This is a genomic window from Streptomyces sp. NPDC111520 (assembly GCF_055635295.1).
In genome coordinates, this window is sequence record NZ_JBVKBW010000018.1 from 37,585 (window position 1) to 50,794 (window position 13,210).

The 13,210-nt window shown below is 74.5% G+C and carries 9 protein-coding genes; 3 read left to right on the forward strand and 6 right to left on the reverse strand.

The genetic code is table 11. The features are described from left to right. Positions 1-4: 4 nt before the first annotated feature. From ACZ7MY_RS33270 to ACZ7MY_RS33285, 4 genes are all read right to left on the reverse strand, one after another. Positions 5-1,039, reverse strand: coding sequence for an SGNH/GDSL hydrolase family protein (locus tag ACZ7MY_RS33270; RefSeq protein WP_499607305.1), 1,035 nt, complete (start codon positions 1,037-1,039; stop codon positions 5-7). After that, positions 1,036-2,190 (reverse strand): glycosyltransferase, encoded by a 1,155-nt coding sequence (locus ACZ7MY_RS33275; RefSeq protein WP_499607308.1) that lies wholly within the window; start codon positions 2,188-2,190, stop codon positions 1,036-1,038. Before ACZ7MY_RS33275 ends, ACZ7MY_RS33270 begins: the two co-directional genes overlap by 4 nt. Then, positions 2,187-3,308, reverse strand: a complete 1,122-nt coding sequence (locus ACZ7MY_RS33280) for a glycosyltransferase family 4 protein (protein WP_499607311.1) — start codon at positions 3,306-3,308, stop codon at positions 2,187-2,189. Before ACZ7MY_RS33280 ends, ACZ7MY_RS33275 begins: the two co-directional genes overlap by 4 nt. A gap of 526 nt (positions 3,309-3,834) precedes the next feature. Then, positions 3,835-5,259, reverse strand: a complete 1,425-nt coding sequence (locus ACZ7MY_RS33285; RefSeq protein WP_499607314.1) for a HEAT repeat domain-containing protein — start codon at positions 5,257-5,259, stop codon at positions 3,835-3,837. Between the two features lie 347 nt (positions 5,260-5,606). Between ACZ7MY_RS33285 and ACZ7MY_RS33290 the strand changes: the two genes are divergently transcribed. Beyond that, positions 5,607-7,094, forward strand: coding sequence for a PP2C family protein-serine/threonine phosphatase (locus ACZ7MY_RS33290; protein WP_499607316.1), 1,488 nt, complete (start codon positions 5,607-5,609; stop codon positions 7,092-7,094). A 253-nt stretch (positions 7,095-7,347) separates the two neighbouring features. On the opposite strand, the gene ACZ7MY_RS33295 is transcribed toward ACZ7MY_RS33290, so the two are convergent. Next, entirely contained in the window at positions 7,348-8,823 is a 1,476-nt protein-coding gene (locus tag ACZ7MY_RS33295) for a DNA-binding protein NsdB (protein ID WP_499607319.1), read from the reverse strand. Positions 8,824-9,218: 395 nt separating this feature from the next. Here ACZ7MY_RS33295 and ACZ7MY_RS33300 point away from each other — a divergent pair, with 395 nt between their 5' ends. Both ACZ7MY_RS33300 and ACZ7MY_RS33305 read left to right on the forward strand, forming a co-directional pair. Then, positions 9,219-10,313, forward strand: coding sequence for an aminoglycoside phosphotransferase family protein (locus tag ACZ7MY_RS33300; RefSeq protein WP_499607322.1), 1,095 nt, complete (start codon positions 9,219-9,221; stop codon positions 10,311-10,313). A 318-nt stretch (positions 10,314-10,631) separates the two neighbouring features. Continuing rightward, positions 10,632-12,641 (forward strand): N-acetylmuramoyl-L-alanine amidase, encoded by a 2,010-nt coding sequence (locus ACZ7MY_RS33305; protein ID WP_499607325.1) that lies wholly within the window; start codon positions 10,632-10,634, stop codon positions 12,639-12,641. Here ACZ7MY_RS33305 and ACZ7MY_RS33310 read toward each other — a convergent pair. After that, positions 12,604-13,104 carry a hypothetical protein gene (locus ACZ7MY_RS33310; RefSeq protein WP_499607328.1) on the reverse strand — a complete coding sequence of 167 codons (501 nt, stop codon included), beginning with the start codon at positions 13,102-13,104 and terminating at the stop codon, positions 12,604-12,606. The genes ACZ7MY_RS33305 and ACZ7MY_RS33310 overlap by 38 nt on opposite strands. Positions 13,105-13,210 lie beyond the last annotated feature (106 nt).

A 13,210-nucleotide genomic window follows, 5' to 3' on the forward strand; every position in this document is an offset into this window, starting at 1 on the left:
GCCCTCATTGTCCCAGGGACGTCCCTCCCAGGCGGGCCAGCGCACCGGCCGTGGCGTCGCGGGAGCGCAGGTCCAGCAGGCCGTCGGTGCCGGCCAGCCGGTGGCGGGTCTCCCGCCCGGCGAGCCGCAGCAGGTCGGGCAGCAGATCGGTGCAGCGGTCGGCGACCCAGCGGGTGCCCTTGGTGGCCATCCACCAGACGCTCGCCGCGGCGCCGGGTCCGGGGCCGCCGGGGGTCGTGGACGCCGGTTCGCCGTCCGACAGGCCGCGCGCCGCCAGGAGGTCGTGGAACTCCCGGGCCAGCAGCCGGTGGCCGAGTTCACTGGGGTGCAGCCGGTCCGCACTCCAGGCGGCGCGGTCGGCCACCCACGGGTGGCGGGCGGCGTGCAGGTGCACGGCTCCGTGGCGTTCGGACAGGACGTGCACGACCTGGTTCAGCGCGGCCATCCGGCGGCCCAGCGGGCGGGCGAGCGGCCACGGCAGGCCCAGCATGCGGCCGGGGTCCGGCAGGCAGGCGGTGAGCACCTCGGCGCCGTGGGCGCGCAGTTGGGCCAGCACGGTGTCCAGGCGGTGGGCGACGGTCTCGATGTCGAAGCTGCCGCGGAGCGTGTCGTTGGCACCGATCACCACGGAGGCCAGGTGCGGCCGGTGGTCCAGGGCGCGGGGCAGCTGCTCCTCGACGACGTCCTTGGTGAGGGCGCCGCTGCGGGAGCAGTTGAGCAGGCGCACCGCCGAGGGTTCGGCGGACAGCCCCTGCGCCAGGAGCGGCACCCAGCCGCGCCATCCGCCGGCGACGGGGTCGCCGAGGCCCTCGGTGAGCGAGTCGCCGAGGGCGGCGAAACGTATCTCCTTGATGCCGGCGAACACCCCGCCCGCCTCGGTGGAGGCAGGCGTCCGGGCGCCGGCCTGGGGCGGGACGGTGACCTGGGCCTGGGCGGCGACCGTGGGGGGCACGGTGGCCGCGACCTCGGTCCCGGTGGGCGGAAGGGGCGCGGGTCTGGGACGTCCGGGGACGGTGGGCGTCTCCGTGCCCGTCGTCATGGCGTGACCTCCGGGGCGGTGAGCCGGGGCGCGGCGTCGTGGGCGGCGAGGAAGGCGCTGACCGCGGTCGGCCAGCCGTAGCGCTCGGCCTGGGCGCGGGCGATGGCCCGGCGCATGGACTCGGGACGGGACAGCAGGTGGCCGACGGCGTCGGCGAAGGCGGGACCGTCGTCGGTGGCGGCGGCACCGGCGGGGCCCAGGATGTCGGGCAGCGCCGACAGCGCGCTGGCGACGACCGGGGTGCCGCAGGCGAGAGCCTCGAGGGCGGACAGGCCGAACGTCTCGACCGGGCCCGGGGCCAGGACCACGTCGGCGGTGGCCTGGAGCGCGGACAGGGCGCGGCGGGTGGGAACGTGCCCGAGGAAGGTGACCGGCAGCCGGGACTCCCGGGCCCGCGCCTCCAGACGGGCGCGCATCGGCCCGTCCCCGGCGACGACGAGGACGGCGTCGACACCCTGATGACGCATGTGGGCGAGCGCCTCCAGGGCGCGGCCCGGCCGCTTCTCGGGCGACAGGCGGGAGCACATCACCAGCAGCACCTCGGCGTTGCCGGCGTACCGGGCGCGCAACTCCGGATCGTGGTGCGCCGGGTGGCACGCCTCGAGGTCGACGCCGAGCGGCGCCCGCACGACGTTGCGGGCCCCGATCCGCTCGAACTCCGCGGCCGCCCAGGCGGTGGTGCAGACGATGCGCGAGTACACGTGCGCGCTGCGGCGGTTGAGCCGGTCGGCGGCATTCTGGGCGAGGCCGCTGGGCAGGCCCCAGGTACGCAGCACCCCGTCGACGCTCTCGTGGGACACCATGACGGACGGCACCCTGCGGCGGCGCGCCCACTCCCCGGTCCAGCGCAGCGTCGTACGGTCGGAGACCTCCAGCCGGTCCGGGCGGAGGCCGTCCAGCACCGTCTCCAGCCGGGCCCTGCCGGTCAGCACGCGGTAGCCGCCGGTGCCCGCGACCAGGGGGCCGGGGAGGGTGATGACACGGCCCTGGGAGGTGGTCTCGTCCTTGGCGGCGGGACCCGGGACGACCAGGACCGGGTCGTGGCCGGCCGCGAGGTAGCCCTCGCCGAGGTGGCGCAGCGCGGTGCGCAGGCCCCCGGAGGTGGGCGTGACGAAGTTCGCCAGCCTGACGATGCGCAGCCGTCCGGTCATGCCGCCACCGCCGTACGGGCCTCGATCACCTGCGCGTAGTGCTCCAGGAGCAGGTCGCCGACGGCCTCCCAGGTACGTGCGGCCACGTCGGCGCGCCCCTCGGCGCCGAATTGGTCGCGCATGGCGGGAGCGCTCGCCAGCAGGCGTACGGCGCCGGTGACGGCGTCCAGGTCGCCGGGCGGCACGAGCAGCCCGGTGCGGCCGTGGTCGACGAGGTCGAGCGGACCGCCGGCGGCGGGGGCGACCACGGGCAGCCCGCTGGCCATCGCCTCCTGGACGGTCTGGCAGAAGGTCTCGAACGGCCCGGTGTGGACGAACACGTCCAGGGAGGCGTAGATCCGCGCCAGGTCGTGCCCGGTGCGGCGGCCCAGGAACACCGCGCCCGGCAACGCCTCGTGCAGCCCCGGGGCGCTCGGGCCGTCGCCGACGACGACCACCTTGACCCCTTGCAGGCGGCAGACGCCGGCCAGCAGCTCCACGTGCTTCTCCGGGGCCAGACGTCCGATGTAGCCGACCAGGACCTCGCCGTTCGGGGCGAGTTCACGGCGCAGCGCCTCGTCGCGGTGCGCAGGGTCGAAGCGCGAGGAGTCCACGCCGCGCGGCCACAGGTGCACCCGCGGGACGCCGTGCTCCTCCAGGTCGCGCTGGGACGCGCTGGAGGGCGCGAGCGTGCGGTCGGCGGCCGTGTGCACGGCGCGGATACGGCGCCACGCGGTGCTCTCGCCGCGGCTCAGGTAGGTGCGGGCGTAGCCCGCCAGGTCGGTCTGGTAGACCGCGACGGCGGGGATGTGCTGCCGGGTGGCCGCGGCCATGCCGCGCACCCCGAGGATGAACGGGCTGGCCAGGTGGACGAGTTCGGCGCGGTGCGCGGCGATCGCCGCCGCGGTCCTGCGGCCGGGCAGCGCCACCCGGACCTGCGGGTAGCCGGGCAGGGGCACCGACGGCACGCGCACGACGGGGCACGGCTCGTCGCCCGGCGTGGACTCGTGCGGGCCGGCGGGCGCGATCACCAGCGGCTCGTGGCCCCTGCGGACCAGGTGCTCGGCCGTGCGCAGCGCGCAGTGGGCCACTCCGTTGACGTCGGGTGGGAAGGATTCTGTGACGATGGCTACTCGCATACGGACGTTGTCGGCTCCCCGGGCGTTGTCCGGGTCACGTGGATCTTTCACCTTGGGGAACGTGCCGTGAGCGTTGGCCCCGGATCGGGCCTTCCGGCCGCCGCGGCGCCCCTGGGCCTCCTCCCGGACGCCGCGTCCGGCGGCGTCAGGCGGCGCTCGCCGGTCCGGGCGGGAGTTCGGCGGCGGGCACGGGGCCGGCGGTCGGGTCGGCGCGCGGGAGGCCGCCGGCGAGTCCCTCGGCGAGGCGGTGGAACAGGCCGCGCGGACCGAGGGGGCGCCGTGGTCCTCGCCCTCGGGTACCGCCCCCGGGGCGCGCGGTGCGGGGGGTGAACCGCCGGGTGGCGCGGTCTGCCCGTCGTCGGCGTGGCGGAACCCGGCGGAGGTCGGGCTCGGGCTCAGCGGCGGCAGGTCGCACCGTCCATCCGGTCCGGTCCCGGTATGTGCCGTCCTCCCGCTCCCTGTTGCGGCCACGGGGAGACGGTGCGCGCGGGCGCCGACAGCCGGGGGCAGGGGCTGTGACCCGGGCCTACCGCGCGGGGTCTCCGGAGCTGAGGCGGCCGCGGACGGCGGTCTGGACCTCGGCCTCCTCGGCGGGATCCGCGGCGAGGCTGCGCAGCCTCGCCAGGACCCGGACGTCCGAGGTCGTGGCGGTGCGGGCGGCGAGTTCGCGGGTGGTCTCCTCGCAGTCCCACAGGCACTCGACGGCGAGTCCGGCGCCGAAGCAGGGATCGGTACGGCCGAGGGCGTGGGCGGCGACGCCGCGCACCTGTGAGGAACTGGTCTCGCGGTAGACGTGGCGCAGCACGGGGGCGGCGCACTCGATGGAGAGCCGTCCTGCCCCCTCGACGAGGGTGGCCAGGCCCTCCGCGTCGGCGCCCTCGCGCTGGACGAGGCGGCGCAGCGCGCCGAGGACGCGGTCCGCGTCCTGTTCGCCGCCGCGACAGGCGAGCATGCGGGCGGCGGCCGCGCCGAGCACGTCGTCGCGGTGCGTCCAGGCGCGGGCCCGGGTGAGGGCGGCGACGCTGCGCATCCGTTCGAAGGACTCGACGGCGGCACGGGAGACGAGCTCCGACGCGCTGAGGGCGGCGGCCTCGATGAGGTCGAGGGCCTCGCGGTCCTGGCGGTCGGAGAGGTGGCGCAGGGCGGCCGCGCGGGCGGCCTCGGGACCGCCGCGGGCCGCCTGGACGAGCTCCTCGCGGTCCTCGGGACCGGCGACGGCGGCCAGACAGCGGGCGGCCGGGGCGTCACGGTATTGCGCCGGGAGGGCGGCCAGGCCCTCCTGGGCCCATTCGAGCACGGCGCGCACGCTCCAGCCCGGGGTGGGCCCGGCAGGCCGCATCTGCCGCTGCCACCGGTCGAAGGCGGTCTGTTCCGACGCCTTGCGCACGCGTTCGGAGACGGCGGGGTCGGGATCCTCCGCCCACAACCGCCAGGGCCGTGGCTCGTACGCCTCACGAAGGGCGGCGGCGAGCTGGGCGTCACCCTCCGTGGTCAGCGGGAAGCGGGCGAGCACGGCCGGGCCGAGCGCACGCAGCGCGTCGTCGTCGTCACGCACGGCGAGCTCGTCCAGGGCCCACTCCCAGTTGCCGCCGGTGGCGGCGTAGCGGCGCAGCAGCAGGACGGCGTCCCGGCGGCCGTAGCCGGCGAGGTGGCCGAGGACGGACAGGGCCAGGCCGCAGCGGTGCTCGTCGGGGCTGACGATGTCGTCGGGGTGGAAGAGGTGCTGTTCGATCCCGTCGAGCGGGCCCTCGAGCTCCGAGTAGAGGCGCGCGTAATAAAGGGAGCGGGACTCCACGCGCCAGTCGTGACGGGGGTCGCGCAGGACGCACTGCTCCAGCGCGGCGAGCGCGTCGGCTCGCTGCGCCGCGAGGGCGTGCAGGGTCCCGTCTCCGCGTCCTCTCTGGAGGAGGCCGAGAAGGGTACCGCTGGGCGCTATGTCGGGGTCGAACATGAGGTCAGCATCCGGTGCGGGGGGTTGGTTGGCAACGGGATTTCCCGTTACCGGCTGCGAGGTATCTTCGCAGATCGTCCCGGGTTCAAACCCTTTGCACAGCACCCGGGCGGCCCGCGAGCGCGCTCACGGGCGGAGTCCCGCAGCTTACCCGGACCGAGGCATTCCGCCGAGTCCCCCGAGCGTGCGGGCACCGCAGGCTTCTGGCATATGCCGTCAGCACCACCGGATCGGGTATTGCAGAAACCCTTACGGGCCATCACTCCTTGTGCAAGAGTCGTGACTGGCCCATCCGTACGGCCCCGTTGAGGCCGGCGCCCGGTTCGGAGACATGTTCGGAGAGCGTCATGCCGCCCCATTTGCATGAGGATCGCGCCACCGCGAAGCCTGAGCCCGGCACCGTGGACGCGCTCATCTCCCAGACCCGCCAGCTGCGCGGCAAGGTCGACGCCGTCCGCCGCGACGCCGCGGCCGAGGACGAGGAGGACCCGCAGCTGCGCTGGCAGCGCGCGCTGTGCGACCTGGCCGTCCACCAGCTCGACGACCTGGGCGCGCACCTCGGGCAGCTGCGGGACGGGCTCCCCGTCCTCGGCGACCGCGAGGCGGACGCCGGGCCCGCGGCCGCCGCCTGGACGGCACCCCGGGCCCCGGAGGCCCCCGTCCCCGCGCCGGTCCCCGCCGCCGTGCAGGCCCTGGGGCGGGCCGGCAGCGCGGAGTGGAACCTGGTCACGGACGGTGTCCAGTGGTCGGAGGAGCTCTACCGCATCTTCGGGCGCACCCGCGAGGACGGGCCGCTGACCCTGGACGAACTGCCCTCCTGGCTCTTCGCCGAGGACCAGCAGACCCTCACCGCGGCCGTCACCGGCTGCCTGGTGGACGCCCGGCCGATCGACTGCGAGTTCCGCATCGTCCGCCCGGACGGTGCCGTGCGTACCGTGCACATGGTGGGCGAGCCGGTGCTGGACGCCGCGGGCGCCACCTCCTCGATGTGGGCGGTCCTCCGCGACGTCAGCGAACTGCGCCGCAGCCAGCGGACGCTGCGCGAGACCCGTGACTCGCTGCAACGCGAGCGGCAGATCGCGCAGACCGAGCGACGGCTGGCGGTCGAGCTGCAGGAAGCCGTGCTGCCGCCGTGGCGCGGTTCGCTGCGGTTCCCGCAGGACGGCGGCCCCACCACGGTCGACCTCGCCGCCCACTACCTCCCCTCCTCGACCGGCGCCCTGGTCGGCGGCGACTGGTACGACGCCCTGCAACTGCCCGACGGCTCGACCCTGCTCACCGTGGGCGACCTGACGGGGCACGGGGTCTCCGCCACCTCCGGCATGGCCATGCTGCTCGGCGCGCTGCGCGGGATGGCGATGACGGGGCTGGACCCGGCACCGCTGCTCGGCGGGCTCAACCGGTTGCTGGACAGCTCGGCCCAGCCGGCGCTGGGCAGCGCCCTGTGCTGCCGCTACCGCCCGGAGGACCGCTCCCTGGTGTGGGCGCAGGCCGGGCACCCCGCCCCGCTGCTGTTCCGCGACGGGACGGGGCGGCTGCTCGAGGCGCCCGAGGGGGTCCTGCTGGGAGCCACCTCCGGCGCCCGGTACGGCCAGGTCGCCGAGGTGTTGCACCCCGGCGACCTGCTGGTGCTGCACACCGACGGCCTGCTGCCGCGCCGCACCGGTTCCGCGACGGCCTCGGACACGGCCGCCGCGGTCCGGCACCTGCTGGAGCTCGGCCCGAGGTTCGCCCGGGCCCGTACCCCTCAGGAGTGCGTGCGCATCGTGGTGGAGGAACTCGGCGCCCCCGAGCGCGAGGACGACGCCTGCGTGCTCGTCGCCAGGTTCCACTGAGCGCCTGACCCCGTCGGCCGCCGCGCGACGACCGCACCGCACCGGGGTGCGGCGCCGGTGGTCGACGTATCGGCATGTCGATGTGTCGACATGAGGAGGACATCCGGGAGAGCCGGCTCGTTCGGCGTCGAGTCGGCTGGTCCCGCTCGGCTCCCGCTCGGCGATGTCCGCTTCGTGTGTGCGTCCGCGACGTCCGCGTCATGCGCCCTTCCGCGACGTGCGCACCCTCCACGTGCCCCGTACGGGGCCCCGCTCAGATCGCGGGTCCCCTGCGCTTCGGGCCGCTGGGCAGCGCGGTCTCGATCTCCTCACGCAGGTCCTGGATCCTGGTGAAGTCGGAGTAGCGGGCCGTCAGCCGGTACATCTCGCGCAGCCGGTCCCAGGTACGCAGCGACGAGTTCTGCCTTATGGTCAGCAGCGCCAGTCGTGCGTAGCGGTCCGCCTGCTCCGGGTCGTCGGCGATGAAGCAGGCCGAGGCCAGTGAGATGTAGTCGAAGATGTTGGACCGGTCCCGGCCCTTGCCGCGCAGTTCCAGCGCCTGCTTGGCGTGCTGCTGGGCCGTCCGCGCGGCCAGCGGCTCGTACTCGGCGAGGGTGCGGTACGCGAGCGCCTGCATGCCGTGCAGGTCGGCCTCGTCGAACATCTGCATCCAGCTCGGCGGGGGGACGTCCCCGCGGTCGGTGGCGAAGAGGTCCTCGGCCTTGCCCAGGGTACGGCGCATCGCCTGGCCGTACCCCATGGAGGCCTGCGCCCAGGCCTCGATGGTGCAGAGCATGGCACGGGTGCGCGGCAGGGTCTCCTGCCCGGAGCCGGACTGCGCCAGCTTCATGAGGTCCAGGGCGTCGTCCGGCCGGCCCAGGTGGACCATCTGCCGGGCGGCGCGGGAGAGCGCCTCGCCGGCCCTGGGCCGGTCGCCGCCCTCGCGGGCCGCGTGCGCCGCGATGACGAAGTACTTCTGCGCGGTGGGCTCCAGGCCCACGTCGTGGGACATCCACCCCGCCAGGACGGCGAGGTTGGCCGCCACGCCCCAGAGCCTGCGCTTGAGGTGCGGGGGGTGGTGGTAGGCGAGCATGCCGCCCACCTCGTTGAGCTGCCCGACGACCGCCTTGCGCTGCAGCCCGCCGCCGCGGGACGCGTCCCAGGCGCGGAACACCTCGACCGAGCGCTCGAGCGCCTCGATCTCCTGGGAGCCGACCGGGGCCGCCTCGTAGCGGTCGTAGGAGGCGGCGTCGACGGCGAAGGGGTCGTGGGTGGTGGGGGCGTCGGCCGCGAGCGCCGGATCGGTGTGCAGCCAGTCGTACATGGCGCTGCTGATTGCGGAACCCGCGGCAAGCGCGGCTCCCGCGCCCACCAGACCGCGTCGGTTGAGCATGAGGTCCATTCCCGTGAATTCGGTGAGGACCGCGGCTGTTCGCTCCGGTGGCCAGGGCAGTCCGTCGGCGCTGACGGACTGCTTCCTTCCCGTACGCCGATGCCGGCCGAACCCGAGATCCTCGATGGTTACGACACGGCCGAGACGCTCGGTGAACAGGGCCGCCAGCACGGTGGGCACGGGTTCGCGGGGAGATTCACCGGTGTCGATCCAGCGGCGCACGCGCGAGGTGTCCGTCGCCAGCTGCGGGTGGCCCATGGCCGCCGCCTGCCGGTTGACGAGTCGCGCGAGCTCTCCCTTGGACCATCCGGTGAGTGCGAACAGGTCCGCTAGCCGTGTGTTGGCTTCCTTGTCCATCCAAGCCCCCAGGTTCCTCGGCACTGTTGACACTAACGGCCGGTCAGCGCCGCCGCGAGCATTCGCCATGGTTCGCCAGGGTGCGCCAGATGGTCTGCCACCCGCACGCGGTGGTCAAGTAAGAACGCGCCACCCGGCCCGGCACTCGCCGGCTCGTGAACGGTCGCATATGAGCAACTTTCGAAAAACGCCGATCAGCGTTGAACAACTCGAGAGACATGTGCGTACTGGTACGCGAGGGGCGTACGGCGCGTGGACAGTTCGGACCGCCGGCCCGGACCCGCATTCCCCAGGGTGCGGGACCGGACGCCGACTCCGGCTCCGGATCCGTCCACGCGCCGGCCCCGCCACCTCGTCAAGAGCTCGTTGGCACACGAAGGGATCTGTCTCCCCATATGTATTCAGCATCGTCCTCCGTGTCCGCACCGCCCCGGCCGACCCGGATCCCGGGGTTCTCCGGGACCGGGACCGCCATACGTCCTCGCCCGGTGCTGCCCGCTCCGCGCAGGGGCGCGCCGGGGACCTCCCACCCGCTCAGCGGGAGGCTCGACTTGACCGGTCCGCAAGGCGCGCAGCTGCGTTCGGCCATCGCCTCGGTGCAGCGCATCTGTCCCGAGTTCACGCCCGTCCAGATGCTGCGCCGCAGCGGCCGCTCGGTGCTGCTGGTCGGCACCTCGGGCCGTGCCCCCGCGGTCGCCAAGTGCCTGCTGGACCACTCCCCCGCCTGGGTGGAGCGGTACCGGCACGAGATCGCCGCGTACCGGGCGTTCGTACGGCACCGGCCGCCGGTCAGGGCGCCGCGGCTGATCGCCGCCGACCCCGAGAGCTGCACACTCGTCCTGGAGCGGATGCCCGGACGGGTCGCGGCCCTGCAGCGGCACCCGTCGGAGGCCCCGCCGCGGGCGGACGTGCGGATGGCGCTCAGCGCGATCTCCCGGGTCAACATGTGGCGTCCGCCGGCCGGGGTCTTCGACGCGCCGGTCGACTACGCGGCACGGCTGTCCCGTTACCACGAGCTGGGCCTGCTCACCGACCGCGACATGGGCGACCTGCAGAAGCTGCTGCACGGACTGGCGCACGCGCAGGGCCAGTTCAACCACGGCGACGCCCTGCTCTCCAACATCCTGCTCTCCCCGGCCGGCCCGGTGCTGGTCGACTGGGAGCACGCCGGCTGGTACCTGCCCGGTTACGACCTGGCGGTGCTCTGGATGATCCTGGGCGACGACCCGGTCACCCGGCGGCAGATCAGCCAGATGGCACAGGCCGCGGGCCCGATCGCGCGGGACGCCTTCCTGGTCAACCTCATGCTGGTGGTCACCCGTGAGATCCGCACCTACGAGACGGCCGTGCAGCGCACGATGCGCAGCACCGTCCCGGCGGGTCCGGGCGCGGCCGAGGCCGGCGAGGAGCAGCGGCTGCTGCTGCGCAGGCTGCACGACGACGCGGGCCTCGCCCGGCGGGCCGTCAGGGCCGCCGTCGGAACGAGGTGATCCTCCGGCCGGTTCCCAAAGGCAGGAGGAGGAACCGGTGCGTGGTGGACGACGGAGCACCGCGGTCGCGGACCCGGGGGCCAGGGGAGAGTCCTCCGGTGCCGTCGCGGTGCCGCCCGGACGGCCGCAGGGCCGGGGCGGCACCGCCGGTGGTCCGGTCCTCTGACGCACCGCAGGCCACGGCGCCCGTGCGGGGAAAGTTCCCGCACGGGCGCTGACATGCGTAAACGGCGCTCCGAACGCACAGTTGACGGGACGTCGGACAAGGGATACCTCTGTGGTGCCGAACGGCCCCGTGCGTCACCACAGGAGGCTGCAGTGCGAGGATCCCCCCACAACGCGAGACGCCCGCGCAAGGTCGTCACCGCCGCGACGGTCAGCGTGGCCGTCGGCGCCCTGCTCTCCGCGCTGTCGCCGCTCCCCGCGGCCGGCGCGGCCCCGGAGGAGCGGGACACGACGCTCCGGCAGGCCTTCGAGGACGCCGCCGAGCGCCAACACGTGCCGGAGAGCGTGCTGATGGGCGTGGCCTATCTGGAGTCGCGCTGGGACACCCACCGCGGGCTGCCCAGCGTCACCGGCGGATACGGCCCCATGCACCTCACGGACGCCCGGACCGCGCTCAGCGACTTCCCTCGAAGGGGTGATGGTGGTGACGACCCGCGCGGCGACGTAGGACGTCCCCTCACCGACGTCGGACTACCCGCCGCGGACACCCGTGCGCTGCCCCCGTCGCTCAGCACGCTGGACCGCGCCGCCGGGCTGACCGGGCTGAGCGCCGAGGCGCTGCGGGAGGACCCGGCGGCCAACGTCGAGGGCGGCGCGGCGCTGCTGGTCCAGGCCCAGAAGTCGCTGGGCGCGCCGCTGAGTTCCGACCCCGCGCGCTGGTACGGCGCGGTCGCCCGCTACTCGGGCGCCGACGACGCCGCCACGGCCGCGGTCTTCGCCGACGACGTCTTCCAGGTGATCCGGGACGGCGCCACGCGCACCACGGAGGACGGGGAGACCCTCGTCCTGGCCGCGCACCCCGCTCTCACGCCGGACACCGGCCGGCTCCGCTCCCTGGGCCTGCGCACCGTCGCCGCGGACCGGACGGAGTGCCCGCGCACGATCGCCTGCGAGTGGGTCCCGGCCCCGTACGAGGAGTACGGCACGGGCGACTACGGAAACCACGACCTCGCCGACCGTCCGCACGACCAGAAGATCGACTACATCGTGGTGCACGACACCGAGGCCACCTGGGACACCACCCTCCAACTGGTGCGGAAGCCGGACTACCTGGCGTGGCACTACTCGATCCGCTCCTCCGACGGCCACGTCGCGCAGCACGTGCGGACCAAGGACGTCGGCTGGCACGCGGGCAACTGGTACGTCAACGCCAAGTCGGTCGGCATCGAGCACGAGGGTTTCCTCACCGATCCGGGCACCTGGTACACGGAGGCGATGTACCGGGCGTCGGCCCGGCTGGTCCGCTACCTGGCGCTGCGCTACGGCATCCCGCTGGACCGGCAGCACGTCCTGGGCCACGACGACGTCCCGGGGCCGACTCCCGCGAACATCCCGGGGATGCACACCGACCCGGGCCCGTACTGGGACTGGGCGCACTACTTCCAGCTGCTGGGGGCGCCCTTCCGGCAGACCGCCGGGCCGGGCAGCGCGCTGCTGACGATCGCCCCGGACTACGTCTCCAACCGGCCCGTCTACACGGGGTGCACGACCGCCGGCGACCCCTGCCCCTCCCGCGGTTCCACGGCCGTACGGCTGTACACCGAGCCGCGCGAGGACGCCCCGCTCGTCAGGGACGCCGGCCTGCACGGGGAGGCCCCCTCGACGACCGGGGTGAACGACACCGGGGCCCGCGCCTCGACCGGCCAGCAGTTCGCCGTGGCCGGACGGCGGGGGGACTGGACGGCGATCTGGTACCTCGGCGCGAAGGCCTGGTTCCACGACCCCCGGGGGCACCGGACCGCCCTGCCCGCCACGGGCCTGCTGGTCACGCCCAAGGACGGCCGCGCGGAGGTCCCGGTCTACGGGCGCGCCTATCCGGAGGCGTCGGCCTACCCGGCGGGCGTCCCGGTGCAGCCGGAGTCCCCGCTGCCGTACCGGCTGCTCGCGGGGCAGAGCTACGCCGTGGGCCAGGCCACGCGCGGCGAGTACTACCGGGCGGTCACCTTCGACGCGTCGCAGCACGTGGTGGTGCGGGGCGAGCAGCTCTACTACGAGATCCAGTTCGGCCACCGGGTGGCCTGGGTCAAGGCCGCGGACGTCGACCTGGGGCCCTCCTGGGCCCCGGTCAGCCCTGCTGGAACATCTCCGCGGGGAGGGGCTTGAGCAACTGGTAGAGGTCGTCGGTGATCGGGCGGTCCCAGGTCGCGATGGTGACCAGGACGCCGTCGCTGCGGTCGAACTGCGTGCAGGCGATGCGCCCCTCGGACAGCTTCACCTTGCGCACGATCAGCAGGTTGTCACCGTGCATGACCGGGGTGTCCTCGCTGCCGACGACCTCCACCGGCTCGTCGTTACCGAGGGACAGCAGCAGCTGCGCGACCTCGAAGGGGACCTGGCCCTCCTCGAGGTCGCGGGCGGGCGAGCCCTCGGGGAGGTTGCCGATCAGCATGGCGGGACCGCGGCCGCCGAAGAGGTCGTAGCGCAGGAAGATGCCCTGGCAGCTGCCGTCCTCACCGGGCAGCAGCCCGGCGCCGAGTTCGCCCGGCCAGTCGCCCGGGTCCATGGCCAGGACGTCGAATTCCGGCCCTGTGGGCGTTGCGGCGTTGCGGCGGCGGAGGAACGACATGCGCCCATCGTACGGTCCCCGGACGGCCCGCGTACCCGGGGTCGGCCGCCCGGCCCCGTCTCCGAAGTCTCGCCCGCCCCGCGGCGCTCGCCGCGCCGCCGGAGCG

Bases quoted from the DNA above. Each gene is read 5' to 3' on its own strand.
- ACZ7MY_RS33270 (WP_499607305.1), bottom strand. From the start codon at position 1,039: ATGACGACGGGCACGGAGACGCCCACCGTCCCCGGACGTCCCAGACCC.
- ACZ7MY_RS33275 (WP_499607308.1), bottom strand. From the start codon at position 2,190: ATGACCGGACGGCTGCGCATCGTCAGGCTGGCGAACTTCGTCACGCCC.
- ACZ7MY_RS33280 (WP_499607311.1), bottom strand. From the start codon at position 3,308: ATGCGAGTAGCCATCGTCACAGAATCCTTCCCACCCGACGTCAACGGA.
- ACZ7MY_RS33285 (WP_499607314.1), bottom strand. From the start codon at position 5,259: ATGTTCGACCCCGACATAGCGCCCAGCGGTACCCTTCTCGGCCTCCTC.
- ACZ7MY_RS33290 (WP_499607316.1), top strand. From the start codon at position 5,607: ATGCCGCCCCATTTGCATGAGGATCGCGCCACCGCGAAGCCTGAGCCC.
- ACZ7MY_RS33295 (WP_499607319.1), bottom strand. From the start codon at position 8,823: ATGGACAAGGAAGCCAACACACGGCTAGCGGACCTGTTCGCACTCACC.
- ACZ7MY_RS33300 (WP_499607322.1), top strand. From the start codon at position 9,219: ATGTATTCAGCATCGTCCTCCGTGTCCGCACCGCCCCGGCCGACCCGG.
- ACZ7MY_RS33310 (WP_499607328.1), bottom strand. From the start codon at position 13,104: ATGTCGTTCCTCCGCCGCCGCAACGCCGCAACGCCCACAGGGCCGGAA.